19 protein-coding genes are annotated in these 26586 nt (G+C 59.3%); 9 read left to right on the forward strand and 10 right to left on the reverse strand.

The window, feature by feature from the left end; genetic code table 11:
• Nucleotides 1-16 precede the first annotated feature (16 nt).
• Nucleotides 17-1072, forward strand: a complete 1056-nt coding sequence (locus ACYZUC_RS26420) for an ABC transporter ATP-binding protein (protein WP_008034313.1) — start codon at nucleotides 17-19, stop codon at nucleotides 1070-1072.
• Nucleotides 1073-1209: 137 nt separating this feature from the next.
• Here ACYZUC_RS26420 and ACYZUC_RS26425 read toward each other — a convergent pair whose 3' ends face one another.
• Entirely contained in the window at nucleotides 1210-2139 is a 930-nt protein-coding gene (locus ACYZUC_RS26425; RefSeq protein WP_192228607.1) for an AraC family transcriptional regulator, read from the reverse strand.
• A 334-nt stretch (nucleotides 2140-2473) separates the two neighbouring features.
• Between ACYZUC_RS26425 and ACYZUC_RS26430 the strand changes: the two genes are divergently transcribed.
• Both ACYZUC_RS26430 and ACYZUC_RS26435 read left to right on the forward strand, forming a co-directional pair.
• On the forward strand, nucleotides 2474-2827 hold the full coding sequence (locus tag ACYZUC_RS26430) for a putative quinol monooxygenase (RefSeq protein ID WP_461991387.1): 354 nt from the start codon (nucleotides 2474-2476) through the stop codon (nucleotides 2825-2827).
• Nucleotides 2828-2868: 41 nt separating this feature from the next.
• Nucleotides 2869-3099, forward strand: a complete 231-nt coding sequence (locus ACYZUC_RS26435) for a hypothetical protein (RefSeq protein ID WP_008034307.1) — start codon at nucleotides 2869-2871, stop codon at nucleotides 3097-3099.
• Here ACYZUC_RS26435 and ACYZUC_RS26440 read toward each other — a convergent pair whose 3' ends face one another.
• Nucleotides 3100-3729, reverse strand: coding sequence for a flavin reductase family protein (locus tag ACYZUC_RS26440; protein WP_461991389.1), 630 nt, complete (start codon nucleotides 3727-3729; stop codon nucleotides 3100-3102).
• A gap of 300 nt (nucleotides 3730-4029) precedes the next feature.
• On the opposite strand from ACYZUC_RS26440, the gene ACYZUC_RS26445 reads away from it, so the two are divergent.
• Nucleotides 4030-4785 (forward strand): COG4705 family protein, encoded by a 756-nt coding sequence (locus tag ACYZUC_RS26445; protein WP_461991391.1) that lies wholly within the window; start codon nucleotides 4030-4032, stop codon nucleotides 4783-4785.
• A gap of 136 nt (nucleotides 4786-4921) precedes the next feature.
• On the opposite strand, the gene ACYZUC_RS26450 is transcribed toward ACYZUC_RS26445, so the two are convergent.
• The 6 genes from ACYZUC_RS26450 to ACYZUC_RS26475 all read right to left on the reverse strand — a co-directional run bounded on the left by ACYZUC_RS26450 (nucleotide 4922) and on the right by ACYZUC_RS26475 (nucleotide 18854).
• Nucleotides 4922-6244, reverse strand: coding sequence for an MFS transporter (locus ACYZUC_RS26450; protein ID WP_461991393.1), 1323 nt, complete (start codon nucleotides 6242-6244; stop codon nucleotides 4922-4924).
• Nucleotides 6245-6510: 266 nt separating this feature from the next.
• Entirely contained in the window at nucleotides 6511-7845 is a 1335-nt protein-coding gene (locus ACYZUC_RS26455; protein ID WP_461991395.1) for a sigma-54-dependent transcriptional regulator, read from the reverse strand.
• Nucleotides 7839-9605, reverse strand: coding sequence for a sensor histidine kinase (locus ACYZUC_RS26460; protein ID WP_461991396.1), 1767 nt, complete (start codon nucleotides 9603-9605; stop codon nucleotides 7839-7841). The genes ACYZUC_RS26455 and ACYZUC_RS26460 overlap by 7 nt, the downstream gene beginning before the upstream one ends.
• A 65-nt stretch (nucleotides 9606-9670) precedes the next feature.
• The gene (locus ACYZUC_RS26465) at nucleotides 9671-12502 is read right to left on the reverse strand and encodes an RHS repeat domain-containing protein (RefSeq protein ID WP_461991398.1); all 2832 of its coding nucleotides are present in this window, start codon (nucleotides 12500-12502) and stop codon (nucleotides 9671-9673) included.
• A complete protein-coding gene (locus tag ACYZUC_RS26470; RefSeq protein ID WP_461991400.1) occupies nucleotides 12499-17145 on the reverse strand; it encodes a SpvB/TcaC N-terminal domain-containing protein in 4647 nt (1548 codons plus the stop codon). Before ACYZUC_RS26470 ends, ACYZUC_RS26465 begins: the two co-directional genes overlap by 4 nt.
• 185 nt (nucleotides 17146-17330) lie before the next feature.
• The gene (locus ACYZUC_RS26475; RefSeq protein ID WP_461991402.1) at nucleotides 17331-18854 is read right to left on the reverse strand and encodes a fumarate hydratase; all 1524 of its coding nucleotides are present in this window, start codon (nucleotides 18852-18854) and stop codon (nucleotides 17331-17333) included.
• Between the two features lie 481 nt (nucleotides 18855-19335).
• Here ACYZUC_RS26475 and ACYZUC_RS26480 point away from each other — a divergent pair, with 481 nt between their 5' ends.
• From ACYZUC_RS26480 to ACYZUC_RS26490, 3 genes are read left to right on the forward strand one after another with little or no spacing between them, the layout of a single operon-like run.
• Entirely contained in the window at nucleotides 19336-20442 is a 1107-nt protein-coding gene (locus ACYZUC_RS26480) for a GGDEF domain-containing protein (protein WP_461991404.1), read from the forward strand.
• Nucleotides 20435-21370 (forward strand): iron-sulfur-binding ferredoxin reductase, encoded by a 936-nt coding sequence (locus ACYZUC_RS26485; protein ID WP_461991406.1) that lies wholly within the window; start codon nucleotides 20435-20437, stop codon nucleotides 21368-21370. The genes ACYZUC_RS26480 and ACYZUC_RS26485 overlap by 8 nt, the downstream gene beginning before the upstream one ends.
• Before the next feature lie 28 nt (nucleotides 21371-21398).
• Entirely contained in the window at nucleotides 21399-22148 is a 750-nt protein-coding gene (locus ACYZUC_RS26490) for an enoyl-CoA hydratase-related protein (protein ID WP_008041963.1), read from the forward strand.
• 212 nt (nucleotides 22149-22360) lie between these two features.
• Here ACYZUC_RS26490 and ACYZUC_RS26495 read toward each other — a convergent pair whose 3' ends face one another.
• A complete protein-coding gene (locus ACYZUC_RS26495) occupies nucleotides 22361-23671 on the reverse strand; it encodes a delta-60 repeat domain-containing protein (RefSeq protein WP_461991409.1) in 1311 nt (436 codons plus the stop codon).
• Between the two features lie 259 nt (nucleotides 23672-23930).
• Nucleotides 23931-25382, reverse strand: coding sequence for a pyruvate kinase (gene pyk, locus ACYZUC_RS26500; protein WP_461953484.1), 1452 nt, complete (start codon nucleotides 25380-25382; stop codon nucleotides 23931-23933).
• A 175-nt stretch (nucleotides 25383-25557) separates the two neighbouring features.
• Between pyk and ACYZUC_RS26505 the strand changes: the two genes are divergently transcribed.
• The gene (locus tag ACYZUC_RS26505; protein ID WP_008031709.1) at nucleotides 25558-25932 is read left to right on the forward strand and encodes a tetratricopeptide repeat protein; all 375 of its coding nucleotides are present in this window, start codon (nucleotides 25558-25560) and stop codon (nucleotides 25930-25932) included.
• A gap of 252 nt (nucleotides 25933-26184) precedes the next feature.
• The gene (locus ACYZUC_RS26510; protein ID WP_032828936.1) at nucleotides 26185-26544 is read left to right on the forward strand and encodes a PilZ domain-containing protein; all 360 of its coding nucleotides are present in this window, start codon (nucleotides 26185-26187) and stop codon (nucleotides 26542-26544) included.
• Nucleotides 26545-26586 lie beyond the last annotated feature (42 nt).

Below are 26586 nucleotides of genomic sequence, written 5' to 3' on the forward strand. Positions count from 1 at the left end.
TTTCTTGAGGTGATTTATGTCTGGTCTGATTCTGGAAAACGTCGAGAAACATTACGGCTCGGCCTGCGCGGTAAAGGATGTGAACCTGCATTTGCCGGAAGGCAAACTGGTGTGTTTTCTCGGCCCTTCGGGCTGCGGTAAAACCACCTTGCTGCGGATGATCGCCGGCCTCGAAACCCTGACCGGCGGCGAGATTCGTCTGGACGGTGAAGACATCGGCCAAACCCCGGCGCATCTGCGTAATTTCGGCATGGTGTTTCAATCGTTGGCGCTGTTTCCGCACATGACCGTTGGGGAAAACATCGCCTATCCGCTGAAACTGCGCGGGGTCAGCAAGGCTGATCAGCACAAGCGCGTAGTGGAATTGCTGGAACTGATCCAGTTGCAGGAAATGATTGATCGCCCGGTGGCGAAACTGTCTGGCGGTCAACGTCAGCGTGTGGCGATTGCCCGGGCGATTGCCAACCACCCGAAAATCCTCCTGCTGGACGAACCGCTGTCGGCGCTGGACGCCAAGCTGCGCGAGTCGATGCAGGTAGAGATTCGTCAGCTGCAACAGCGCCTGAACATCACCACCATCATGGTCACCCACGACCAGCGTGAGGCGATGACCATGGCCGATATCGTCGTGGTGCTGGGTGAGCATCGCGTGCAGCAAGTGGGCACGCCGATCGAGATCTATCGTCATCCGGCCAATGAGTTTGTCGCGGACTTCATCGGCTCGGGCAACATCTTCCCGGCGACCGCGCTGGGTAACGGCCAGGTCAGCCTGCCGGGGGGCGATGCGCTGCAAGTGCCGATCTGCACGAGCATTGCGGCGGGGGAGAAGGTCAAGATGCTGATCCGCCCTGAGGACCTGCAACTGTCGCACCCGCAGGCGACGGCAGGGAATCGCTTGTTGGGCACCGTGACGTTCGTGCGTGACATCGGCGCGACGATCGAGACGACCGTGGAGTGTTCCGGGGTGTCGTTTACCGCGTTGAGCACGCCGTGCCAGGGGTTTGGGTTGAGCATTGGCAACCCGGTGTCGGTGACCCTTCCGGCGGAGGCGTGTCGCGTACTCGGCGCGTAAAAAGCGCATCCCCTGTAGGAGCGAGGCTTGCCCGCGAAGAACGATAACGCGGTCATTCAGATATGACCGCGGTGACCCCTTCGCGGGCAAGTCGGATCGCCGCCCGCTCGCTCCTACAAATGTGCGGTTGAATTCGGCTAAACAGTCAACCGCAACCGCGCCAAATCCCGCAACGGCGGCGCCCCGAACAACCGGCTGTACTCCCGGCTGAACTGCGACGGGCTTTCATACCCGACGCGATACCCTGCCGCCGATGCTTCCAGCCCTTCGGCCAGCATCAACCGCCGCGCTTCCTGCAAGCGCAGTTGCTTCTGATACTGCAACGGACTCATCGCCGTCATCGCCTTGAACCGGTGATGCAAGGTCGACACGCTCAGATTCACTTCCTTGGCCAGATCATCAATGCGCAGCGGCTGCTCATAATTGCCGTTGAGCCATTTGATCGCCTGGCTGATGCGGTGGCTCTGGCTATTGGCAATCGCGATCTCATACAAGCGATGGCCCTGCTGGCTGCGCAACAACCGATAGAGAATCTCCCGGCGAATCAACGGTGCGAGCATGGCGATGTCTTTCGGCGTGTCCAGCAATCGCGCCAGGCGCAATACCGCATCGAGCATCGCGGTGTCGATCCGTTCGACATACAAACCGCGACCGGTCGGGCGGGTCGGCACGCCCAAAGGACCGGCGTCGGCTATCAGCGCGGTGATTTCCGCCGGATCAATGTCCAGCCGCACCGAGAGGATCGGTTCTTCAGAGGTGACGTTCACTATCCGCCCGCTCAGGGGCATGGAGACCGACACCACCAGGTAATTCAGCGGGTCGTAATTGAAGTATTCGTCGGCCAGCCTGACCTCTTTGCGCCCCTGCGCCATGATGCACAACGCCGGTTGCGCCAGCACCGGGGCGAATTCATGGGACTGGCTGTGTTTGCCCATGAACAACGAGGCGACAGCAGTGGCATAAGTGCCATCCTCCATCGTGTTGCGACGGATGATGGCGGCCAGTTCCGCGCGCTGTTTCTCCATGTCGGCGTCCAGCGGGGCTTGAAAGTGATCGAGCGACGACATGCAGGGCATCCTCGGCGAAACAGTGGGAATGAGCTGAGCTTAAGTTTGTGCAAGGCGCAGCGGTAGACACATCCTGCGAAAAGCTTGCCTGATTCTGCACGGGGTTGAAGAGGTGTGCTGCCAGGGCAGTCTATGGCAGAGAAAACTTGCTCGAACCTCGTGTTTCAGGCCTGTGACAGTATTAACACATTGTTACAGGTACCGAATGCAGCCGCGCAGGATTGTGCAACAAGCCGGCAGGAATCGACTAACGGGGCGGCGTGCAGGGGCTTAATCTTGGATCCTGTCGCAGCCCGTCCCACGGCTGCCACTCGAGTACCTGGGAGGGTTGAACATGTCTAAGCAGATCCCCGTCAGTCATATGGCCTTCGTCCGGGCCCGCGCCGGGTGTTCGGCGGAACTCGGTGCGCGCCTCAGCGCCTTGATCGAACCGTCGCGCGCCGCGCCTGGCTGCCTGAGTTTTTCCCTGCAGCATTCGCAGTGCGATCCGCAATTGTGGCTGGTGTCCGGTTTCTGGACCCATCAGCAAGCCATGACGGCCTATTTCAGCACGCCGGCAATGGATATTTTCGCTGAGCTGGTGCAAGAGCTGGTGGTCAACAGCCTGGATTTCCATACCTTCAAGGACGTGTCGGCGGCCCAGGCGCTGGGGCAGTCCCGGTCGCGGGTACACAAACTGGCGGGTTGAGGGTTTAATGACGCCATTCTCAATCAGCCAGGATCCGCGACATGGCACGCAAAGCCTTTGAAACCTTCGAAGCCGTATCCGCCGTAGTGCCCCGCGAGGGCGGTTACTATGCGGCGATTGCCACCAAAGCCATCGGTGGCTCGGGCGCACCGCGCTTTAACAAATTGCTGGAAGACCAGACTTTCAAGACCGCCAAAGAAGCGGACGAAGCTGCCGCCCTGCAACTGACGCACCTCAAGGGCGTCGGCGAAGACGGCGAGCTGATCTGGTAATTACTTGACCGCTCCCGGGCGGAACATCTTGAACAAGGCCTCCGGGCCCAGTTGAAAGTAATCCGCTGGTCCGCCACCGCGCAGAATCGGTTCTGCCGCGGCGGTGTCGTACACCCCGTCCTTCAACAGCCATTTGGCGATATGCACGGCGACCACTTCGCCGAGAATCAGCCAGCTCGGCACCACGTTGCCGTCGGCGCGCTGCAACTGGATGATCTGCGTGACCTTGCACTCGAAAGACACCGGGCTTTCGGCGACCCGTGGCACCTGAATGATTTTCGACGCGACAGGCGTCAGCCCGGCCAACTCGAACTCGTTGACCTCTGGCCCGACCATCGCGCAGCTCTGGTTCATCTGCTCGGCCAGCGGCCGGGTTGCCAGGTTCCAGGCGAATTCGCCGGTCTGCTCGATGTTGTTGAGGCTGTCTTTGCGTCCGACGCTGGAAAATCCAATGATCGGTGGAATGTAGTTGAAGGCATTGAAGAAACTGTAGGGCGCCAGGTTCAGGCGGCCGTTGGCATCCTGCGAAGAAATCCAGCCGATGGGGCGCGGGCCGACGATGGCATTGAACGGGTCATGCGGCAGGCCGTGGCCGTTGGCGGGTTCGTAGTAGTGGATGTCGTCGGGCATGGCGGGGATTCCTGGGCTGTATTCTGGATGCGCCAATAGTGCAAGGACGAACCCACAATTTCCAGTCGACTCGATCCTTTGTAGGAGCCGGCTTGCTGGCGATGGAGTGTCAGACACGTTGATGCCGACTGACACACCATCGCCAGCAAGCCGGCTCCTACACGGACTGTGTCGATTTGTGGGTGTGACAGATTTTTCATAAAGCCCCGACCTAATTTTCACCGCTTCACCTCCAGTCTTCGCGGCACCGGCCACACCCCTTGCACACGGGCCGTCATGACCACTGGAGCTTTACCCTCAATGAACAAACTTCCACAAATCACCCTGGCCTTCTGGGTGATGAAAATCTGCGCGACGACCCTGGGGGAAACCGCGGGTGATTTGCTGTCGATGACCCTTAATGTCGGTTACGCCATCAGCTCGCTGATCTTGATCAGCGTGTTCGTGCTGACCCTGGTCACGCAACTGATGTCCAAGACCTACAAACCGGTGCTGTACTGGATCGTGATTCTGTCGACCAGCACGGCGGGTACCACCATGTCCGACTTCATGGACCGTACCCTCGGCCTGGGTTATGCCACGGGCTCGATGATCCTGATTGCGATCCTCATCGGGATTTTTGCGGCGTGGCGCCTGAGCGGCGATTCGCTGAACGTCACCAAGGTCCAGACCTTCCGTGGCGAGATGTTCTACTGGATGGCGATTCTGTTTTCCAACACCTTGGGCACGGCGCTCGGCGACTACCTGGCCGACGATTCGGGCCTGGGTTTTGCCGGTGGCGCGCTGTTGATCGGCTCGACCATTCTGGTGGTGGTGTTGTTGAAGTACCTGACGAAGATTTCGTCGGTGGCGTTGTTCTGGGTGGCGTTTGTGCTGACCCGACCGTTCGGTGCGACCCTGGGGGATTTCCTGACCAAACCTCATGAAAAGGGTGGTCTGGATTTCGGCACGATCGGCTCGTCGCTGGTGTTGGCGGGGATTCTGGTGGTGCTGATTGCGGGGGCTTCGTATGCGCAGAACAAGTACGCCAGGCCGGCCGCTGCCGAGTTGAGCTGAGACCGAGTCGCGGCCATCGCCGGCAAGCCGGCTCCTACAGATTGAAGTCGTATACACATTCAGTGAACGACCCATACCTGTAGGAGCCGGCTTGCCGGCGATGAATTCACCACGGTTTATCTGAAGCGACGCACGATCAGTCCGTCTCGATCCGCGAATGTTTGCGGGTGTCTTTCATGGTGATGTACACCAGCAACGACACGGCAATACACGCGGTGACATACCAGTAGTAGCCGGTTTCCATGCCAATGCTCTTGAACCACAGCGCGATGTATTCAGCGGTGCCGCCGAAGATCGATACGGTCAGGGCATACGGCAAACCAACGCCCAGTGCGCGGATCTCGGTCGGGAACAGCTCGGCTTTCACCACTGCGTTGATCGAGGTGTAACCGCTGACGATGATCAGCGCCGCCATGATCAGGAAGAACGCGCCCCACCACGACTGGATGGTGTGCAGCGTGGTGAGGATCGGTACGGTGAACAGCGTGCCGAGGACACCGAAGGCAATCAGGATCGGCCGACGACCGACCTTGTCCGACAGCCCGCCGATGATCGGTTGCAGGCACATGAACAGGAACAGCGTGGCAGCGGAAATGGTGGTGGAGTCGGAGATGCTCATGCCGACGGTGTTCACCAGGTATTTCTGCATGTACGTGGTGTAGGTGTAGAACGCCAGGGTGCCGCCCATGGTCAGGCCGACCACGGTCATCAGTTCCTTGGGATGGCGCATCAGCGTGCGCATGGCGCTTTCTTTTTTCTCTTTCTTGACCTTGGTGAACGACTCGGTCTCTTCCATGCCACGACGCAGATACAGCGCGACTACGGCACACAATGCGCCGATGGCGAACGGGATGCGCCAGCCCCACGCGTACAGCTCTTCGGTGGTCAGGATGTTTTGCAGCACGATCAGCACGCCCAAAGCGATGAGCTGGCCGGAGATCAGGGTCACGTACTGGAAGCTGGAGAAGAAACCGCGACGGTCCTTGGTCGCCATCTCGCTGAGGTAGGTGGCCGAAGTGCCGTACTCGCCACCGACCGACAGGCCTTGCAGCAGACGGGCGAAAATCAGCAGGATCGGTGCGCCGATGCCAATGGTTTCATAACCCGGGCTCAGGGCGATCACCAGCGAGCCGAAACACATCAGGTACACCGAAGCCATCAGTGCTTTTTTGCGACCGGCCTTGTCGGCGTAGAGGCCCATCAGCCAGCCACCGATCGGGCGCATCAGGAAGCCCACGGCGAAGATTGCGGCGGTATTCAGCAGTTGGGCGGTGGTGTCGCCTTTGGGGAAAAACGCTTTGGCGAAGTACAGGGAGAAGGCGGCGTAGACGTACCAGTCGTACCACTCGACCATGTTGCCGACCGAACCGCTGAAGATCGATTTTATGCGACTGGCGGTGGTTCTTTCTTTGACCGGCACGGCAGCCGACCCAAGGGGCAGGGCGTTGGAGTTATCCATTGAAGGATCCTTCGTTTAATTGTTTTTGTGGAGCGCGTTTAAACGCAGCCTGCGGGGGCTATAGCAGGAGGTGTGCCAACGGGGGGAGGGCTGGTTTAGAGGGGTATTGAGGTTGGGGTGAGCGGAAATCCGCTTACTAGGTCGGGGGGCACAAGCGGATTTCCGCGTACGCACACAATCCTGTAGGAGCGAGGCTTGCCCGCGAAGAATCCAACGCGGTGTAACTGGAATACCGCGTTATCGTTCTTCGCGGGCAAGCCTCGCTCCTACAGGTTTTGTGTGAACATTTCGCGGGTCAGGCCATGCCGCTGCATCTTTTCATTGAAAGTCCGACGCGGCAGTTGCAGCTCTTCAAGCACCGCTTTCACATCGCCCTTGTGCCGCGTCAACGCCGCGCGCAGGCAATGCGCTTCGAACGCTTCCTGCTGCGCTGCCAGCGACTGCCCCGGATCGATGCCCGCAGGCGTGGGCTCTTCCAGCCCCAACACTTGCCGTTCGGCCACGTTCGCCAGTTCGCGCACATTGCCCGGCCAGTCGTGGCTCAGCAGATGGCTCAACTGCGGGCCACTCAGCGGCGCAAACGTGCGGCCCAGTCGCTCGGCAGCCTTGTGCGCAAACGACTCGAACAACAACGGAATGTCTTCGCGTCGATCACGCAACGGCGGCAAGCGCAACTCGGCAACGTTCAACCGATAGGCCAGATCCTCGCGAAAACGCCCGGCCCGCGCCTCATCCAGCAAATCCGGTTTGGTCGCAGCGATGATCCGCAGATCCACGCGAATGCTCTGATTGGAACCCAAGCGTTCCAGCTTCTGCTCCTGCAACACCCGCAGCAATTTCACCTGTTGGGCCAGCGGCATGCTTTCGATTTCATCGAGAAACAGCGTGCCGCCATCGGCGTATTCGAGCTTGCCGATGCGTTTGCCCTGAGCGCCGGTGAACGCGCCGCTCTCGTGGCCGAACAGCTCGGCCTCGAACAATTGCTCGGGAATCGCCGCACAGTTCAGCGCGACAAACGGTTTGTCGGCGCGCGGCCCGAAATCGTGCAGGCAACGGGCAACCAGCTCCTTGCCGCTGCCGGTTTCACCGCGAATCAACACGTTGACCGGTAACGCCGCCAGATCCAGCACTTGCCGACGCAAGGTCTGCAAGCCACGGGACACGCCGAGCAAGGTCGCGTCGAGTTTGGCGCGGTTATCGGCCTGCTCGTGCAACGCGCGGTTTTCCAGCACCAGCCGACGCTTGTCCAGCGCACGACGCAGGCTGCCGAGCAGGGTTTCCGGGCTGAAGGGTTTTTCGAGAAAGTCGTAGGCGCCATCGCGCATCGCATCGACCGCCATTGGTACATCGCCGTGGCCGGTCAGCAGAATCACCGGCAAATCGGCATCGCGGCGCTGCACTTCGGCGAGCAGTTCCAGCCCGGTCATGCCGGGCATGCGCACGTCGCTGAGGATCACGCCGGGGAAGTGCTTGGGCAACTGCGCCAGGCATTCATCGGCGCGGCTGAACAACTGCACCTCGAAACCCGACAGGCTCAGCCATTGCTCGACGGCACTGCGGATGCTGCTTTCGTCGTCGACCACCATCACAGAATTCAGCATGCGCCAGGCGCCTCCTGATCGATGGGCAGGGTGAGGGTGAACACCGCGCCGTTGTCGTGATTATCGGCGCTCAGGCGTCCGCCCGATTCGTGAACGATGGCAAAGGATACGGCCAGACCGATGCCCAGGCCATCGCCCACCGGTTTGGTGGTGAAAAACGGATCGAAGACCTTCGACAGATTTTCTTCGGCGATGCCGCCACCGTTGTCGATGACGCTCAGGCGCCACAGTTGTTCGTCGGCTTCGAGGCGGATTTCCAGGCGTTTGCAGGGTTTGTCCTGCATCGCATCCAGGGCGTTGCGCAGCAGATTGATCAGCACCTGTTCCAGACGAATTGCATCGCCGCGCACCCACGCCGGGCGCGTCAGGTGCAGCACGGTGCTGACCTGTTCATCGCGCAGACGCGTGTCGAGCAGTTGCAGCGATTGGTCCACCACTGAAGCCAGGTCCAGGCGTTCGCGCAAGCCGCTGGGACTTTTGCGGGCGAAGGTTTTCAGGTGGCCGGTGAGGGCGGCCATGCGCGTCAGCATCTCATCCACCGGTTTCAGTGCCTTGTAGGCGTCGTCGACCCGGCCGTGATCGAGCAACAGCCGCAGCGTCGCCAATTGCATGCGCTGGGCGGTCAGCGGTTGATTGATTTCATGGGCCAGCGCCGCCGACATCTGCCCGAGGGCGGCAAGTTTGGCCGATTGCACCAGACCGTCCTGCGCCGTGCGCAGGTCGCGGGTGCGTTCTTCCACTAACTGTTCGAGCTCTTCACGACTGCGCTGACGCATCTTGGCCAGACGCCAACGCTGGTTGAGGAACAGCAACAGAAACACCAGCGTCAGCCACAGACCGGCAGCGGCGAGGGCGGCGTTGCGACTGTCTTCGAACGCCACTTGCGGACGCCGCAGCAAGTGCAGCGTCCAGCCCTCGGCGGTCAGCGGCAGGGATTCCCACAGGTAATCCGCTTTGCCGTCCGGGCCTTCGACACGTGCCAGTTCGCTGTTGTCGTCAAAGCGCCGCAGCGATTGATAGCCGAGCAGCGTCAGCGGTTGCTTGTCGTATTGGCGGGTGGCCTTGAGCTCGGCGTGATCGCTGTCACTCAGCGGTTTCAACTGGCGATAGCGCCAGCCCGGCTGATTGGCGATGAAGATGATCCCGCGTGCATCGCTGACCAGCAGCGTGTCGCTGCCCTGACGCCATTCGCGCTCCAGTTCGGGAAACTCGAGCTTCACCACCATCGCGCCGAGAAACTGCCCAGCGTCACTGGTGACGGCGCTGGACAGGAAGTAACCGGGAATCCCGCTGGTCACGCCCACTGCATAAAAACGCCCGGTGCCCTGGGTGCGGGTCTGGCTGAAGTAGGGGCGAAAACCGTAGTTGTGACCGACGTAACTGCTGGGCAAGCGCCAGTTGCTCGCCGCCACGGCGAGGCCGGTGTGATCGAGCAGTTCCAGGGTCGAGGACTCGGCGGCGCCGTTGATTTTTTCCAGTTTGCGGTTCAGCGCGTCCTGCTGTTCCGGAGTGACGGGACCGTTGAGCGCCGAACGCAGCTCCGGGTCCAGCGCCAGCACGGCGGGGAGGGCGCGGTAGCGTTCGATCAGGGTGTGCAGGGACGTGGCGTACAGGCCCAGTTGCAGATTGGCGCGGGCGGCGTCTTCCACCAGAGCCTGGCGCTCGGCGTGACGCATGGCCAGGGTGGCTGCGATAACCGCCCCGGCGAGGATAACAAAGGTGTATAGCGTCAGGCGCACAGCGCGGGCAGTCTGGATCATGCAATGAGTAATACGCAGCCGTATGGGCGGGCACAATAGCATGTGTTTGAAGAGGGTTCATTTCTTTACCAGGTGCCCATTCCGCCGCTTTTTATATGTCGGGAGAGAGGCATTAGTATGTCTGATTGCGCTATAAGATCTTGGTCGATTACCTTGGTTCTACCCGCCTGGAAATCAGCGAAGTGGGTGACAATGCTATTGAATACAGGATCTCGTTGGCTGAGAACATCTGTCAGAACACCGGCGCCTACCATTGAGATCAGAAGGTTTGTCCTGTCCAGTTTTTCGTCATTAAGCGTCATGAACCCTAAACCATTGGGATCTAGCCTTCCAACATTTGCGACTGCTTTGTCATAACGTACAACCATTTCATCCAATATGGCTTTCAAAGATGCATTGTTCGCATGGGCGGCGAATGAACTGTTGTTTACATGAGGGATTTCGTTCCATTCGGTTGTGTTGGGTAACAAAGTCAGCACTTGGTCGGGTTCTGCTTCCAGTGATGTGTTTCCTAACTGTGTATATTTTCCCTCCTTACTGTCGTAATAAATGTCGTCCGAGTCGGAGTAAAGACCGCCACGTTCGTTTAATAAGTGCACTCTTAATACATCTACTGCAAATGCCAGGTTTTTTTCACCATAATTTCTAAAGTCGTCGTAAACGCTGGATGCGGGGGTGGCATAGAACCTATTAAATTCTTCGCTGCCTTGCAAATGGTGCACCTCATGCACCTTTAGATCTTTAAGGGTCTCATTGAAGGTGTCTTCGGCGTAAGTATCAATGTAGAGATTTACCTTGTAGCCGTCAGCTTGTGTAACGATATTGTTAATGTTTTCCGCTCTATCTTTCAGCTTGCCCGGATTTTCACCAGCCCATATTAAAATGATCTCTTTGTTGACTGGGGTTTTTTCCCGTCCTTGCAAATCTCTGTACACAAGTGGGTTGTTGCCTACCATTTTAAATAGATTGAGCCCATCCACATGCCCCGCAGGATCCGGACTCACCCACCGCCCCAACCACGGCGCAAAATACCGAAACCCATAGTAATAAAGCCCGCACGCATCCCGTTCCTTGCCCGAATACCGAAGGGTCTTGTAATCCGCATCGACCTTCGAGCGCGCCGCCCACCACGCTGTCCCGCCATTGGTGTAGTAACCCTCGTGGCTGATGACGGCCGCGTGTTTATCCAGTTCCAGGCTGCAAGACCCCAGATGATCGTCAACGCTGTAGCGCAACTGATCAGCCTCGATATCGCCGGGTTTGCCCTTGACCCAATGCAGGCACCGCACGCTGCCACGGGCCAGAGGAACGCAGATCACCTGAAGTTCTTCGGCGTCATCGGTGGTGCGCACTTCCAGCCCCGGAAGGTAATGAACGACACGTCGATGAGCCACGGCACGGGCCTGTTGGGTGCTGAACTTGACCACCCGTTCACCGGCCGCGTTGTAGCGAAACCCCTCAGCGTCATCGGCCTCGGTCGGGCGGCCGACGGTGGTCACGCTTTGCAACTGATTCAACGCGTCCCAGGTCATCGGCTGTGCCCCGGGGGCCAGATATTGCTGGTTGCCGTTTGCGTCGAAATTACGCGGGAAGTCCGGCTCGTCTTCACCCTCGTTCCAGGGCAGGGCGCGGTTGCTCTGTGGATCGACGCGCAGCTGTTGCCTGAACGGATTTTCATCGCGGACATGACGCAGTTCGGTGCGGTTGCCGCTCGCGTCGTACTCATAGAATTCGGTGTAGTTGAGCAGCCGCCCGGGGTCGATGGGACTGGGCGTGATCAGCTCCGGCAAGCCGGGGTTCTGACCGGCATTGGCAGTCTCACGACCCGTGGCGCAGGTCAGTTGGTAACGACTGTCGTAGGTGTAAGTGTTTTCTGCCGCTACACGCTGGTTGGAGAAAAACGTGACGGGTTGGGTATGGTCCACCAGTCGCAGGATGTTGCCGACCGGGTCGTACTCATAACGCAGGTCCTGCAAACGAATACTTTCCTGCGTGGTGGCAGTCAAGCGCTTCAACCGGCCGCTCGCCGCCTCGTAGGTCGCGCTGCTGGTGACGTCGTTACCGGTTACCTGAGTCAGCAGTTGTCCTTCGGCGTTGTAGCTCGCCGCTTTCAACAGCGGTTGCAGGCCTTGAGAGTCGAGGGTCAGGTCAATGCGTTGCAATTGCCCGGCGCGATCAATGCTGAAGTGTTGTCGATGGCCAGCGGCGTCGGTCTGCTCAAGCACTTGCCCCAACGGCCCGATGCGGCTCGCGGTGATGTACCCCGCGCCGGGTTGCAGCAGGGTGTCGCGCTCCGCTTCGATGACGGGCCAGTGGGGATGGTCGTTCGGCTGATCCGGCAGAAATCGTCGGCGTTGGCGGATGACGCCGCCATTGAGCGCTTGCTGGTCGAGCCAGACCACACCGGCCCGATCATCGTGGCGGATCAATTGTCCGCACTGATTGCGCTCGGCGAACTCACCAGCGTTGTCGGCGTAGGTCAGGCGTTCGACAGTACGTAAGGTCGAGCCCCGGGTTTGTTCATGGACTGCGGTCAGCCGTCGCTGTGCGTCGTACTCATTCTGCCAATGACTGCCACGACCGTCCCAATGCTCGCGCATTTGCCCGGCCCTGTCCGGTAAGCCCAGGCGCCATCCGGCGTCGCGACTATCAGTGCACAACGCAGCGCCAGACAGGCTGTAAACCGTGGCCATGTTCGGGCGGGACGCGGGCGCGAGGAAGCGTGGATCCCGTTGCGCCACCAGGCGACCGGCGCCGTCATGTTCCTGAGCCGTCACCAGCGCTTCGGGCCTGAGCTCACCGGCGTCTCGCCGCCAGTACGCGACCTGACGGACTGGCAGGCCGCGGTTGTCGATGACTGCCAGTTGTGGCGTATGCGAATGGAACCCCTTGTTCAATGGAGCGTCCTGTTGGTTCGGCGCTTTTCGGGTGGCGGCGGCTCAAACAGGTCATTCTCGTCAAACGCCACGGTGCACCAGATCCAGTACCACATTTCCCGGCGCAGCGGTTTCAGCTCCGGTGGATCACCTTGCAGCATTTTTTTCGCCAGCACGGTTTCGGTCGGACGCCCTGCGGCATCGTAGAACTGCTGGTCGTGATAGGCGTGTTCACGCATCGAGTGGTCTTTGATATTTATCCACCTATCCGCAAAGTACGGCCGGTAGATCCGTACTTTTTCACCCTTGTTGTTGTATTCGACCGGCTCGCTGACCCGCCAGCGTCGTGCGGCTTCGGCTTCCTGCGGGGTGCCATCGTCCTTGAGTTTCAAGGTGCCGTCGTCCAGCACCACCCAAGCCTTGCCCGGTTCGACCTCCTGCTTGGTTTGCAGTACCCGACTGAAGCCGTCCTGATGGCTGATGGCGATGCGAATCTGCAACTCCGGATCGCCGGGATAACGGTCTGCTTGCAGGATCGCGATGTGCACCGGCTCACGATGGGCGGCATCGACGTATTGCTGGAGAAGCAGCTCGAAGGCAGTGGGGTTTTCTAGTTGGTGAAGATGCTCGCGAGCGTGATCGCAAAGGTGGCCGCTGGGTAGCACAAACCCTTCTGCCAGCGCCCAGGTCAGCCATTGCGCAGTGGGCGGCTCGGTTGTCGGCAGACGGCCCATCCAGCTGAACGCGTCGCTGAACATGGCCATGGCGTAATTGCCGATGGCGGCAAGGGGCGATTCGATGGCATGGGCCGGACTGTGGTCGTCGGGGCGCACGTAGTCGCTCAGCGGGTCGAAGCCCACCGCCTCACCCAGTTCGGTGCCATAAAAACTGGTGACCAGCACTTCGCCAAAAGCGTTGTAGCGCGCTTCCTGGGTATTCTGATTAGGGTCTTTGATCGCTGCGGGCAGAAACGTGCAGTAATCAGTGTCGAGGATCTGAGTGATGCAACCGTCCGGCAACTCGATGGCCGTGTGAAGGCACCAGTAAGGGTCGTAGGTGACTTTGGTGATGCCGTGGCTTTGGGTTTGCTGGAAGTGCCGGACGTTGTAAAAACCGTCTGCAGCGTAATAGCTGGGGAAACCACGGTGCACAGACCACAGGTAGTTTTTCGCGTCAGTCGGGTCGGTGGGTTCCGACTGCTCAACTTCAGGCAAGAACCACTTCATGATGTGGTAACCCACCTCGGGCGATTCGAGCTTCTCCTTGAGGTTGAAGGGCATGTTGCCGTCTTTGTCCATGAGCTTGTCGTAAGCGCTCAAGGCCGTGGCATCGAGTTCGGCAATCACCACATGGGCCGGTAGCGCATGGACCGTCGCCGAGCCTTGTTCCAGGGTCTGACTGTTGAGAGGATCGGTGTAGAGCTGCATCGACATACCGGCGAGTACCGACTGCTTCGCCCAATCTCCGTCGTCCTTGCTCCATTCAAGGAACTTCTCGTGGCAGATATCCCTGGCGCTCAGTTGCACCTTTTCCAGCACCAGCGCATTACTGCGCTCCCGATACGGCAACCCCAGACGGAAAGGCGTGCCCGGTTTCCAGGCCGCTTCGTCGTACACATGAATGGATTCGGCCTTGGACTCGGTTAAATACCAGCGCTGCTGCGCCTCATCGTGAGCGTCCTTCCAGTACCGGTTTTTATGCTCGTCATCAAAAGGTGGTGACTCGTCGGTTTTGCGCCGGGCGTAGTAGACAGTCATTGCGTGGAGCACACTGCCGAACTCATCCCATTTCAGGCTCAGGCTGTGTTCGCAGCGTGGATCGTCCGGCAGTTCAGGTTCGTACTGATAACTGATCGATTCCAGCGCCATGGGTTGCAGCACGGCATAGGGGTAATGCTCGTTTTTTGCACGCAGCAGGCGTACCTGAAAGCGAGCTTCCGTGACCGCATATGGCACAACCGGGTTATCCCGAGCGAAAATTTCAGAGCGCAACGTCGAGCCACTCAGCGCACGTGCGATCTGGCGGGCCGTTTCTTCGTCAGGCTCAAGCGGTTCGCCGGCCCTGTCGCGTACGTGAAAACGTTCCAGTTTGGTGGCTTTCAGCGCAACAGCCTGCGCATCGCTGCTGTAATACCCGACCCTTGGCTGATCAATGGTCTTGCCCGTGTGAAACCAGGTTTTACTCAGGATCGGCGCGGTGAAGCCCAGGCTTTTTCGTTCTGCCTCGGTGGCTTCGGTATCGGTCTGCAATAACAAGCCAAAACCACGGAACTCCCGTTCGAAGGGGTCGTAATAACCCTGGCGGTAACTCATGAGCTGGGTCAGTTTATTGCCGGTGATTTCATCGATCTGGGTCTGGCGCGTGACCAGATGCATGGCGAACGGCACACCGGACTCGATGACTTTGTCTTTATCGATCTGATGGTGCTCGTATTCCTCGTCAAGGAACTCCTGTGCCGAACTGCGATAGTCGATGAGGCTGAGCGTGCCCATGTTGTTGTTGCTGCGGTTGACCAGGTACGGTTTGGCTTTGACGAAATCGTAGCGCCAGTGCCGAGGCGACATGTGCGGTACGGTCAGGATCACGCTGGTGCAGCCCAGTCCCAGCAGGTCCGCAGTGGTGACTTGGCACAATCGGTCGTAGCGCACACCTTCAGGCCAGGGCAGATCAATCGACTCGCTGGTGAAACCCTTGCCGCAGTGGTTCATGAACACCCGCATCCGGTCGGATTCCAGATAGATCAGGTCAGTTGCACCCGAGCCATCGAGGTCCGCCAGCAAGACTTGCGAAGCATTGAATGACTCGTAAGGAAACGTCGGGGTGCTGAGCACGATTTTTTTTCCGAAGCGCCCATGACCGAGGTTGGGCCAGCACTCCAGGCTGTTGTGACGGAGACGGAACAGGTGCTGTTTGCCGCTGCCCAGCACGTCACTGAAGCCCACCACTTCGGTTTCAGAATTGCTCGGCAGTGGCAGGGCATCGTCGTTGTCGTGTTCTACATTTCGGCCGGCGCTGAACCCCTTGTCATCGCCCAGATTGGTGTACAAACGCACGCTGTTGCTGCCGATCAGGGCCACGTGAGTGCGACCGTCACCTACCAGGTCGGTCATCTGTGCCTGAGGATGGAAATACTCCAGCGGGAAGGCTTTGTAGGGGACAAATCCTGACCACTGGCGGTCGGGGTTCATGGTGAAACAGCCATTCATGGTCGGGGCGTGCACACCCCATTCGAGCTTGCCGTCACCGTTCAGGTCGGTGAGCGTCTGACGCAGCGGTTTACTGCTGTCGGCCAGCGGAATGTACGGCAGTTCAGTCAAGTCGCCGTAGCGAACGTCATCGCTGGGGTAGTTATCGCGCAACGGTTCGCGGTAGAACCAGGCCTTGTCGTAGCGACATAAAATGCCGGGCATGCCTTTGCCGTACAAATCCACCAACTGGTAACGCTGACCGTCATTGAGGCCTGGCATCTTCGGAAACGCTTTCCAGCCGGGTTGATCGGCTTTTTTCAGATCGAAGGGCGCGTAGCTGAATTCGAACGGCGGCCGGCTCTCGACATTGCCTTGTTTATCGTAAGCCTGAAGATGAGCGGCAGTCAGGTGGTTGTATTCCAGCGCACCCTGGCGGTGTTGCAGAAAAAGTCGTTGAACCAGCTTTGGTGAGTCACCCAGTTCGTTGCGGAAATGGTGAAACATCAGCACTTGTCTGCAGAGGCGCCGATTGCCCAGTTCGAAACCGTAATCGTGATTCCAGAACGGGTCGCTGCGTTCGAGCCAGTCGCCGTACTGATCGCCGATCTGCGTGTAAGGCGGGCCGTAGACCGGTATTTGCATCAAGTCGTGGCTGCGTTCGCCGTAATCGAACAGCAGATGAAAGTGGAAATCGACGTCTTTCCAGCCACCGTCTTTCAACGAATACAGCTCTGACTCCGCCTCGGCATTGCCGTAAAGCACTCGCTGCAAATAACGCTGGGCACGGTAGTCGCGAAAATCGGGCGCGACCGGTTTCTGCGTTTCGGCCTTGTACTCATAGACGATGTGCTCACCCCGAGGCGTGACGGTTTCGTCCAGCAGCCAGACCCCGACGCGTTCAGGCTCCTGAGGTTTGTTCTCGTCCCTGGGTTCCGCCCGGCGCGAGGCCAGCGTCTTGCCATAGACATGGCGATTGCCATCGGCGCTATGAATCAGCCAGAAACCGGCCGCATCGTCGTCGCTGATCAACCGTTCGATTTTGGCAAAACCGCCCTCGATGCGTGGCTGATAGCGAATGGCTCGATAGCTTGTTGTCCCCAGAGTGACGGTTCTGTCAACGATCTCGCCCTGGGCATCCAGTTCCGGCATCCAGGTTTCGCCGTCGGCGCCGACCATCAGATCCTTGCGCTTGTCGTAAAGCGGAACGCCCTTGCTCGTGCGCACCGTTATCGCATTCACGGTCAAATGCCAGCCGATACCGAAAATACTGTTGCCCACGTGGCTGCTGTAGCTCAGCGAAAGGGCCGGCACCATTTCCCGATTGGGAGCCTGGGAAATGGGCACCGGTATGGCCAACGAGGCCGAACCTGTAGTCCCCACTGCTCCCCAGCCGCCAAAACTGGCAATGGCGCCGCCGATTTTCGGTTGGGCGGGGGCTGAAATATTGATAGTGCCTTTTTGTTCTTCCGTGGCCATTTCCGTTTCCACCTGACAAGGACGCACAAGTGCATTCAACTTATCAGGGGCTACGGCGGCTGTGACCTGTCAAATCTGACAGGTCAGATCTATTAGTCAGGGAAATTCCGGTATTCCCCCAGGCGAAAAAAAACCGGTCTGTCGTCGCCGACAGGCCGGTTTTTTCAGAGGCGTTTCAGCGCAACTTACTGCACTTCCACCGCCAGACTCTCACTGATCTTTTTCTGCCAGATGGCAGGACCGGTGATGTGTACCGATTCACCTTTGCTGTCGACCGCAACCGTCACCGGCATGTCCTTCACGTCGAACTCGTAGATGGCTTCCATCCCCAGTTCAGCGAAGGCCACCACGCGGGATTTCTTGATGGCTTGTGCCACCAGATAAGCCGCGCCGCCAACCGCCATCAGGTAAACGGCCTTGTGGTCCTTGATCGCGTCGATCGCGGTCGGGCCGCGTTCGGATTTGCCGATCATGCCCAGCAGGCCGGTTTGCTCGAGGATCTGACGGGTGAACTTGTCCATTCGCGTCGCGGTGGTCGGACCAGCAGGGCCCACCACTTCTTCGCGCACCGGATCAACCGGGCCGACGTAGTAGATGAAGCGACCTTTCAGGTCCACCGGCAGGGTTTCACCCTTGTTGAGCATCTCGACCATGCGCTTGTGCGCAGCGTCGCGACCGGTGAGCATCTTACCGTTGAGCAGGACGGTTTCGCCCGGCTTCCAGCTCTGCACGTCTTCCGGGGTCAGGGTGTCGAGGTTGACGCGACGGGCCGACGGGCCGGCTTCCCAGACGATTTCCGGGTAGGCGTCCAGTGGCGGCGCTTCCAGGGATGCCGGGCCGGAACCGTCGAGCACGAAGTGCGCGTGACGGGTGGCGGCGCAGTTCGGGATCATGCACACCGGCAACGAAGCGGCGTGGGTTGGGTAATCCATGATCTTCACGTCGAGCACGGTGGTCAGGCCACCCAGGCCCTGGGCGCCGATGCCCAGTTGGTTGACCTTCTCGAACAGCTCCAGACGCATCTCTTCGATACGGTTGGACGGACCGCGCTTCTTCAGCTCGTGAATGTCGATGGATTCCATCAACACTTCCTTGGCCATGACGGCGGCTTTCTCGGCGGTGCCGCCGATGCCGATGCCAAGCATGCCCGGTGGGCACCAGCCGGCGCCCATGGTCGGAACGGTCTTCAGTACCCAGTCGACGATCGAGTCGGACGGGTTGAGCATGGCCATTTTCGACTTGTTCTCGGAACCGCCGCCCTTGGCCGCCACGTCCACTTCCACGGTGTTACCCGGAACGATGGAGTAGTGGATCACGGCCGGGGTGTTGTCCTTGGTGTTTTTACGAGCGCCCGCCGGGTCGGCGAGGATCGAGGCACGCAGGACGTTTTCCGGCAGGTTGTAAGCCCGGCGCACGCCTTCGTTGATCATGTCGTCGAGGCCCATGGTGGCGCCATCCCAACGTACGTCCATGCCCACGCGAACGAACACGGTGACGATGCCGGTGTCCTGGCAGATCGGGCGGTGGCCGGTGGCGCACATGCGCGAGTTGATCAGGATTTGCGCCATCGAGTCACGGGCCGCTGGCGATTCTTCGCGCAGGTAGGCTTCGTGCATCGCCTGGATGAAATCCACGGGGTGGTAATAGGAAATGAATTGCAGGGCGTCGGCAACGCTCTGAATCAGGTCGTCTTGCTTGATCACGGTCATGAGTCGCGCTCCTCTAAAAGACGGGAACATTCAATAAGGTGCTTGCAGCTTGGGTGCATCGGTCGGTTGCAAGCACCTTTCAAGGCACGCCGGGCATGCTGGCGCGACGCTAAAAAGGCGCGGCAGTATAACGCGCCTCGCAGGCGGGCACACGCGCCGGCAGTCAATCGTTGGTCGTACAGATCAAGCTTGCGAACGCGCACTCACCTGTAGGAGCCGGCTTGCTGCGGGCGGCGTTCCGACGATGGCGGTCTGACATTCAACATTAACGTCGACTGTTACACCGCTATCGCCAGCAAGCCGGCTCCTACAGTTTGGTGATGTTTGTGCACAAATTCAGGGAGGGTCTAAAGTCATGCCCTTGACGCCGGTTTTCCGGCCTGAAAATTGAATGGTCATTTATCAGACACGCCACTAAAGTGGCATTCGGTCTGTAGAGTAGGACACTCGATCAGCCTCCTTTCGCACGGTGAGTCAACGATTGACCCATAACGCTATCCAGCGCCTTTTGCTCAAACGTTTTGCCCTTGCGGCCGGCACCTATGCCCTGGCTCTACTGCTGCTGTGGCTGGCGTTTTTCACCGGTCATTACGATGAACCCCTGGCGAATGTCGCCGTCGGCAGCGCACTGGTGGTCATCAGTCAGGCGGCACTGTTCGCGGTGTTTTACAGCGGTTGCAACCTGCGTTTTTCCGACCCCAGCCTGACCGAGGCGCAAGTGTTGCTGGGGCTGGGCTGGCAAACCTGGCTGATCGCCAATCTGGATGAGGCACGCGGCGCGTTCCTGGTGTTCTACGTGCTGATTCTGTTGTTCGGGCTGTTTCACCTGTCGCGTCGGGCCTTTGTGCGGTGCGCTTTGCTGGTGTTTTTCAGTTTCAGTGCGATCACGCTGTGGGAGGGCTACCACTTCCAGTTGGCCGACCCGGCGCTGGCGGCATTGCAGGTGTGCGTGCTGTTCATCGTGCTGGTCTGGCTGGAGCTTTACGCCCGTTACGTCCAGGCCTCACGCCTGCGGATGCGCCAGCGCCGTTTCGCCTTGCAGGCGCATCAGGACACCCTGCGCGGAATGATGCGCCAGCTCGAAGACCTGGTGGCCACCGACGAATTGACCGGGCTGTTCAATCGCCGGCATTTCCTGCGCCTGGCCTCCCGCGAACTCAACGCCATGGAACCCGGCGTGGTGCATGGCCTGGCGCTGATCGACCTCGATCACTTCAAACGCATCAACGACATGCACGGCCACGCTGCTGGCGATCAAGTGCTGCAAGCCTTCGCCGGTGTGGCCAGCGCCTGCCTGCGCGAGGGCGATGTACTGGCCCGTTATGGCGGCGAAGAGTTCGTGGTGTTGCTGCCCGATTGCAGCGGCGAACGCCTGACCTCCTGCTGCGAACGGCTGCGCATTGCCTTTACCGATGTCGAGTTGATCGGCCTGAAGGTTGGCAATCTCAGTCTGTCGGCGGGCATGACGCTGCTGGAGCCGGGCGACGATCTCGACGATGCCTTGCAACGTGCCGATCAGGCGCTTTATCGCGCCAAACGCGACGGCCGCAATCGTTGCGCAGCGGCGTGGGAGAACGTCGATGCCTGAGTTGCGGGTCGGCGATCGTCAATGGTCGGTGGCAGTGGGCAGCAACCTGCTCGACGCGTTGAATCAAAACGGCGTGTCCGTTCCCTACAGTTGCCGCGCCGGCAGTTGTCATGCGTGCCTGGTGCAATGCACGCAAGGATTGCCGAGTGATAGCCGCCCCGATGCCTTGAGTGCAGAACAGCGTCAGCAAGGCTGGCGCCTGGCGTGCCAGTGTCAGGTGGTCGAGGATTTGCAGGTGCATGCCTTCGACCCGCTACAGGACGGCAGCCCGGCCGAGGTCGCCGCCGTCGATTGGTTGAGCAGCAGCGTCTTGCGTTTGCGCCTGACCCCTCAGCGTCCGTTGCGCTACAGCGCCGGGCAGCATCTGGTGTTGTGGGCCGGTCACGTGGCGCGGCCATATTCCCTCGCCAGCCTGCCGGGAGAAGACCGGTTTCTGGAATTTCACCTTGATTGTCGCCAACCCGGTGCATTCAGTGACGCCGCGCGTCAGTTGCAGATCGGCGACTCGCTGCGTCTCGGCGAACTGCGTGGCGGTGCGCTGCATTACGACGCCGACTGGCACACCCGCCCGCTGTGGCTGATGGCCGCCGGCACCGGTCTTGGCCCATTGTTCGGCGTTTTGCGCGAAGCCCTGCGCCAGGATCATCAGGGCACCATCCGCGTCATTCACCTGGCTCATGATGCCGATGAGCATTATCTGGCCAAACCCCTGCAAGCCATGGCCGCCAGCCGCCCGAACCTCAGCATCGAACTGTGGACGCCGACCGAGTTGCCCGCGGCTTTGGCGCAACTGCGGCTTGTTTCCCGGCAAACCCTGGCCTTACTCTGCGGGTCCCCCGACAGCGTCGACGCCTTCGCTCGGCGCCTGTACCTGGCGGGACTGCCGCGCAATCAACTGCTGGCCGACGTCTTCCTGCCTCGCGGTTGAGCGCTGATTTCCAGACGCGAGACCGACCATGACTGATGCCATCCAGATTGAACGCGAACGCGGCCTGCTGACCCTGCGCCTCAATCGTCCCGACAAGAAAAACGCCCTGACCCGGGCGATGTACAGCCACTTGGCAGAAGCGTTGAAACAGGCTGACACCGACCCCGAAATCAACGCCGTGCTGATCACCGGTTCTGCCGAGTGCTTCACCGCCGGCAACGACATCGCCGACTTCATTCAACAACCGCCGAGCAACCTCGACAGCCCGGTGTTCCACTTCATGCTCAACTTGCTCGAATGCCGCAAACCGGTGGTCGCTGCCGTGGCTGGCGCCGCGGTGGGAATCGGCACGACGTTGCTGCTGCATTGCGATCTGGTGTATGTCGCCCGTGATGCGCGATTGCGCATGCCCTTCGTCAATCTCGGACTCTGCCCGGAGTTCGGTTCCAGCCTGCTTTTACCTCGATTGCTGGGGCATGCCAAAGCGGCGCAATTGTTGTTGCTCGGTGAAGGTTTCAGCGGTGAGCAAGCGGCCGAGTGGGGCATTGCGACCGAAGCGCTGGGCAGTGGCGAAGCGGCGTTGGCCAAGGCGCGGGAGATGGCATTGCGGTTTGAGTCCTTGCCACCGGAAGCGGTGCGCATCAGCAAGCAGTTGATGAAAGCCCCGGATCGGGAGCAATTGCGCAAGGTGATAGAAGAAGAGGGCGCGTTGTTCACCCAGCGATTGCGTTCGCCGGAAGCGATTGCGGCGTTGTCGGGGTTTATCAATCGGCATTGAGTTTGCGGTGCCTGATCTGGCCTCATCGCTGGCAAGCCAGCTCCTACAGGGTTATCACCGCTCTTGTAGGAGCTGGCTTGCCAGCGATGGGGCCCGCGAAAACAACATACCTTCCGGATCAGAAACCACAAAGCCCCGCCATTCATATGGCGGGGCTTTCTTTTTTCAGCAACCGATCACTCAGACGATCAGATCGCCAGCGTGCAGGATCTTCATGCGGTTGGTGCCACCGATGGTGTGGTGTTCAGGAAGCGGGCGATGAGCGCTGCGTCGCTGACGCCGCCACCCCAATCGCCTAGTACCAGCACCTTCCCGTCTTTTTGCAAGGTCATAGTGTTAGCAACCGTGGAATGATTTTCGAACCGGGTTGAGCTCCAGCCTTTGCCGCGGCCAAAAACGGTATCCAATGTGCCGTTAATCAGGTAGCGCACCACCACGAATTCGGGGATTTTGTCTTCTTGCCAAAACCTGCCTGATGCAATGATTTTTCCATCAACCAGTCCAACACCAAAAAACATCACACCTTCTCCGAGGGGTTGAAGCAGCACCTTTGCGTTATTGAATGTGGATTCAAACTCACCGTTTTCGGTGAGGCAGGCCAGTACGCCATGGCGTGGAGTTAACCCCCAACCTGCAACAAGAACACTTTTATCGGAGTACGGGGTGAGCTTTTCGAACGCGACGCCAAGGTTGTCGAACACTTTGAAACCCTTGTCCGCGAAGATGTGGTCGAAAGAGCCATCCTCAGTTACACGAGCCACCATGCCATGACCCGCCAGTGTTCCGCACACGGTGATTTTTCCGTTGTGCACCAGAATGTCGCTGATGGTGCTATTGCCCCAGTGTTGATTGGTCACGGCGACATAGCCACTCTTGTTGAAGCCGGTATCATACGAGCCATCAGGGTTGAGCCGGATCAGTAATGCGACCCTGGCAATCCAGATCGGCATGTACATTTCCATGACCACATAGATTTTCCCCTCCGCCACCGTGCAAGGCCCCGAGGCGCCGCTGCTGGTTGTCGTCAGCGGTGTAGAACCCAGTCCAAGGCTCTCGGAAAGGTTGGCGGGCAGTTTGACCGTTAGCAGACCTTTCACGCCAAAGCGTTCATCCACACGCCCGTCGAGATGAAGGCGAGCAAGTACAACCTCGCCTTTTTTCGTATCGATACCGGACAGCAGGATTCTTGTTTCACCCCCGACCGTCACAAACAGGATCTGCCGCAGGTGGGTGTCCTGCATAGGGCCAAAACGTACGATTACGTACCCTTTGTTGCCAAAATCGACGTTCGGAGTGCCATCTTTGTGCAGGCAGGCAATGCCTAACTTGTGAATGATGTCATCGCCGTCTGCATCGACGGCGCCGCCGACATAGATATTGCCGTCGGGGCCTTCGACAATACATTCGCCTGAAGTATCTCGGGCATCGGGGAAACGTAGAATCTTCTTACCGTCTTCATCGTCACCAAATGTCGGGTCGAGATCACCGTCGGCGCGAGCGGTCAGGGCTGTGTACTGGCTCATCGTTCTATTCCTTTATTTGGAGTTTCGGAGTGAGTTATCCATGGAGAACTGCCAATGACAGGCCGCAACAGCCAAGCGTGAGAAAACCTTGATGACAGCGATAGCAGGTGGACGGAATCGATTAAAGGGGCTGAACGCAAGGGCGTCTACTGTCAGATCTGACAGGTAAGAAGCGGTAAATCATCTATCAGACTGTCTTTAAACAAAAAAAGCCCCGCCATTCACACGGCGGGGCTTTCTTTTTTCAACAACCGATCACTCAGACCATCGGATCGCCAACGTGCAGGATTTTCATCCCGTTGGTGCCGCCAGTGGTGTGGTAGCTGTCGCCCTTGGTCAGGATGACCCAGTCGCCTTTTTCCACTACGCCACGCTTGACCAGTTCGTCGATTGCCGCCTGGCTGACTTCGTTTGGAGCCAGCGAAGCCGGGTCGAACGGAATGGTGTACACGCCACGGAACATCGCGGCGCGCGCCTGAGCTTCGCGGTGTGGGGTGAACGCGTAGATCGGCACCGAGGAACGGATGCGCGACATGATCAGCGGGGTATAGCCGCTTTCGGTCAACGCGATGATGGCCTTCACGCCCGGGAAGTGGTTGGCGGTGTACATGGTCGCCAGCGCAATGCTCTCGTCACAGCGCTGGAACTCTTTGCCGATGCGATGGCTGGAGGTCTTGCTGGTCGGGTGCTTTTCAGCGCCGACGCAGATGCGCGCCATCGCTTGCACGGCTTCCAGCGGATACAGACCGGCAGCGGATTCGGCAGACAGCATGACGGCGTCGGTGTAGTCGAGGACGGCGTTGGCTACGTCGGACACTTCGGCGCGGGTCGGCATCGGGTTCTGGATCATCGACTCCATCATCTGGGTCGCGACGATCACTGCCTTGTTGTGGCGGCGTGCGTGCAGAATGATCTTCTTCTGAATGCCCACCAGCTCGGCGTCGCCGATTTCCACGCCCAGGTCACCACGGGCCACCATCACGGCGTCGGACGCATTGATCAACGCGTCGAGGGTGTCGTCGTCGGCCACGGCTTCGGCGCGTTCGATCTTCGCCACCAGCCAGGCGGTACCGCCGGCTTCGTCGCGCAGTTGACGGGCGTATTCCATGTCCGCCGCGTCACGCGGGAAGGACACGGCGAGGTAGTCGACTTCCATCTCGGCAGCGAGCTTGATGTCGGCCTTGTCTTTCTCGGTCAGGGCTGGCGCCGTCAGGCCACCGCCGCGACGGTTAATGCCTTTATGGTCGGACAGCGGACCGCCGATGATCACGGTGCAATTCAGTTCGGTGGCGGTGGCGGTATCAACGCGCATCACCACGCGGCCGTCGTCGAGCAGCAGCTCGTCGCCCACGCCGCAGTCTTTGACCAGGTCCGGGTAGTCGATGCCGACCACTTGCTGGTTGCCTTCGGTCAGAGGATGGCTGGTGGAGAAGGTGAATTGATCACCGATCTTCAGCTCGATCTTCTTGTTGGCGAATTTGGCGATACGGATTTTCGGGCCTTGCAGGTCACCCAACAGGGCAACGAAGCGGCCGTGTTTGGCAGCGAGGTCACGCACCAGCTTCGCACGAGCCTTGTGCTCGTCGGGGGTGCCGTGGGAGAAGTTCAGGCGGGCGACGTCCAGGCCAGCCAGAATCAGCTGTTCGAGAACTTCCGGCGAGTTACTGGCCGGGCCAAGGGTAGCGACGATTTTGGTACGACGGACGGACATGCAAAGACTCCTGAGTTCAAGCGCTGAGTGAGGCTACTATGCTCCGTGGGTGTAGTCATTGTTCATGTGCACTACTTTTTGTGAGGAGCTTTGTTATTCGTTTCTTTCTTTAACCGAACAATCCTGAAGATTTTCGCCCAAGGGTCGATACAGAGCTCAAGACAGGAGAACCCCCATGCGATTCGTGCTCATAGCCGCCCTTGCCCTCAGTGTCGTGGGCTGCACCCGTTTTTCGATGAACCATCATTTGAATAATGCCTACAGCGCTTATGACCGTGGCAATTGCGAGCAAGTGACGCTCGAACTGTCCAAAGTCGAACGCGCCAGCCGCGCGCGGCCTTATGTGTGGCCGGAAGTGTCAATGCTGCGCGGCTTGTGTCTGGAACGGCAGAAAATGTTCGTGGATGCGGCGCAAACCTACCAGTTCATCCAGGCATCGTACCCGCAAAGCGAGTACGCCTACCGCGCCCGCGCCCGGCTGGAAACCTTGCAGTCGCTGGGTCACTACCCGCTGCGCAGTGCGGCGGCGGTGCGCCCTACGCGGTTCTGACTGCAGCTGTCATTCAACCGCTGGCTCAGCGCCGGTGGTGAGCTATAGTCGAATAAACCGGTTTAGAGCCCTGTTTCTAAATCGACGTAACACCTGTGATCGGCAGGCGTAAGCGGCAGCGGTTTCATGGACTGTCGCACCGGGATCGGGGAGAGCGCGCTTATTGCCTGGCCCTTGCTTGATTGCGGCAGGCAGGCCCGTTCCGAAGCATTAGTGCGGCTCTGCTTAAGGGCCTTGCGTAGCGAAATCAGCATGTTCACTGACCGCCGGATCGAGCGGCATCAACTGCCGTATTTTCTGAAAGTGTTCAACAGCGTCACCGACAAACCGATTGGTTTCCTGGGCAACGTCTCTGAAGACGGGCTGATGCTCATCAGTCAGTTACCGATGATGATCGGTGCCGATTTTGATCTGCGCCTGAAAATCCCCATGGCCGATGGCTGCCAGCAGGTCATCGACCTCAAGGCCTGCTGCCTGTGGTGCCATGAAGACGCGACACCTCACCACTATGACGCCGGGTTCAGCCTGCAATGGGCACCGCCGGAGTTTGGGCAATTGGTGGAGGCGTTGAAGCAGTACTTCAGTTTTCAGCCGTTGCCGGCGTCTGCGTGAAATCTGCGGTGCATTTGTGATCGCTTTCGCGAGCAGGCCTGG

It is taken from the genome of Pseudomonas sp. GT1P32 (assembly GCF_054897805.1).

What these genes read in the sequence shown, in the direction of transcription:
- ACYZUC_RS26420 (WP_008034313.1), top strand. Translation starts at nt 17, where the DNA reads ATGTCTGGTCTGATTCTGGAAAACGTCGAGAAACATTACGGCTCGGCC.
- ACYZUC_RS26425 (WP_192228607.1), bottom strand. Translation starts at nt 2,139, where the DNA reads ATGTCGTCGCTCGATCACTTTCAAGCCCCGCTGGACGCCGACATGGAG.
- ACYZUC_RS26430 (WP_461991387.1), top strand. Translation starts at nt 2,474, where the DNA reads ATGTCTAAGCAGATCCCCGTCAGTCATATGGCCTTCGTCCGGGCCCGC.
- ACYZUC_RS26435 (WP_008034307.1), top strand. Translation starts at nt 2,869, where the DNA reads ATGGCACGCAAAGCCTTTGAAACCTTCGAAGCCGTATCCGCCGTAGTG.
- ACYZUC_RS26440 (WP_461991389.1), bottom strand. Translation starts at nt 3,729, where the DNA reads ATGCCCGACGACATCCACTACTACGAACCCGCCAACGGCCACGGCCTG.
- ACYZUC_RS26445 (WP_461991391.1), top strand. Translation starts at nt 4,030, where the DNA reads ATGAACAAACTTCCACAAATCACCCTGGCCTTCTGGGTGATGAAAATC.
- ACYZUC_RS26450 (WP_461991393.1), bottom strand. Translation starts at nt 6,244, where the DNA reads ATGGATAACTCCAACGCCCTGCCCCTTGGGTCGGCTGCCGTGCCGGTC.
- ACYZUC_RS26455 (WP_461991395.1), bottom strand. Translation starts at nt 7,845, where the DNA reads ATGCTGAATTCTGTGATGGTGGTCGACGACGAAAGCAGCATCCGCAGT.
- ACYZUC_RS26460 (WP_461991396.1), bottom strand. Translation starts at nt 9,605, where the DNA reads ATGATCCAGACTGCCCGCGCTGTGCGCCTGACGCTATACACCTTTGTT.
- ACYZUC_RS26470 (WP_461991400.1), bottom strand. Translation starts at nt 17,145, where the DNA reads ATGGCCACGGAAGAACAAAAAGGCACTATCAATATTTCAGCCCCCGCC.
- ACYZUC_RS26475 (WP_461991402.1), bottom strand. Translation starts at nt 18,854, where the DNA reads ATGACCGTGATCAAGCAAGACGACCTGATTCAGAGCGTTGCCGACGCC.
- ACYZUC_RS26485 (WP_461991406.1), top strand. Translation starts at nt 20,435, where the DNA reads ATGCCTGAGTTGCGGGTCGGCGATCGTCAATGGTCGGTGGCAGTGGGC.
- ACYZUC_RS26490 (WP_008041963.1), top strand. Translation starts at nt 21,399, where the DNA reads ATGACTGATGCCATCCAGATTGAACGCGAACGCGGCCTGCTGACCCTG.
- ACYZUC_RS26495 (WP_461991409.1), bottom strand. Translation starts at nt 23,671, where the DNA reads ATGAGCCAGTACACAGCCCTGACCGCTCGCGCCGACGGTGATCTCGAC.
- pyk (WP_461953484.1), bottom strand. Translation starts at nt 25,382, where the DNA reads ATGTCCGTCCGTCGTACCAAAATCGTCGCTACCCTTGGCCCGGCCAGT.
- ACYZUC_RS26505 (WP_008031709.1), top strand. Translation starts at nt 25,558, where the DNA reads ATGCGATTCGTGCTCATAGCCGCCCTTGCCCTCAGTGTCGTGGGCTGC.
- ACYZUC_RS26510 (WP_032828936.1), top strand. Translation starts at nt 26,185, where the DNA reads ATGTTCACTGACCGCCGGATCGAGCGGCATCAACTGCCGTATTTTCTG.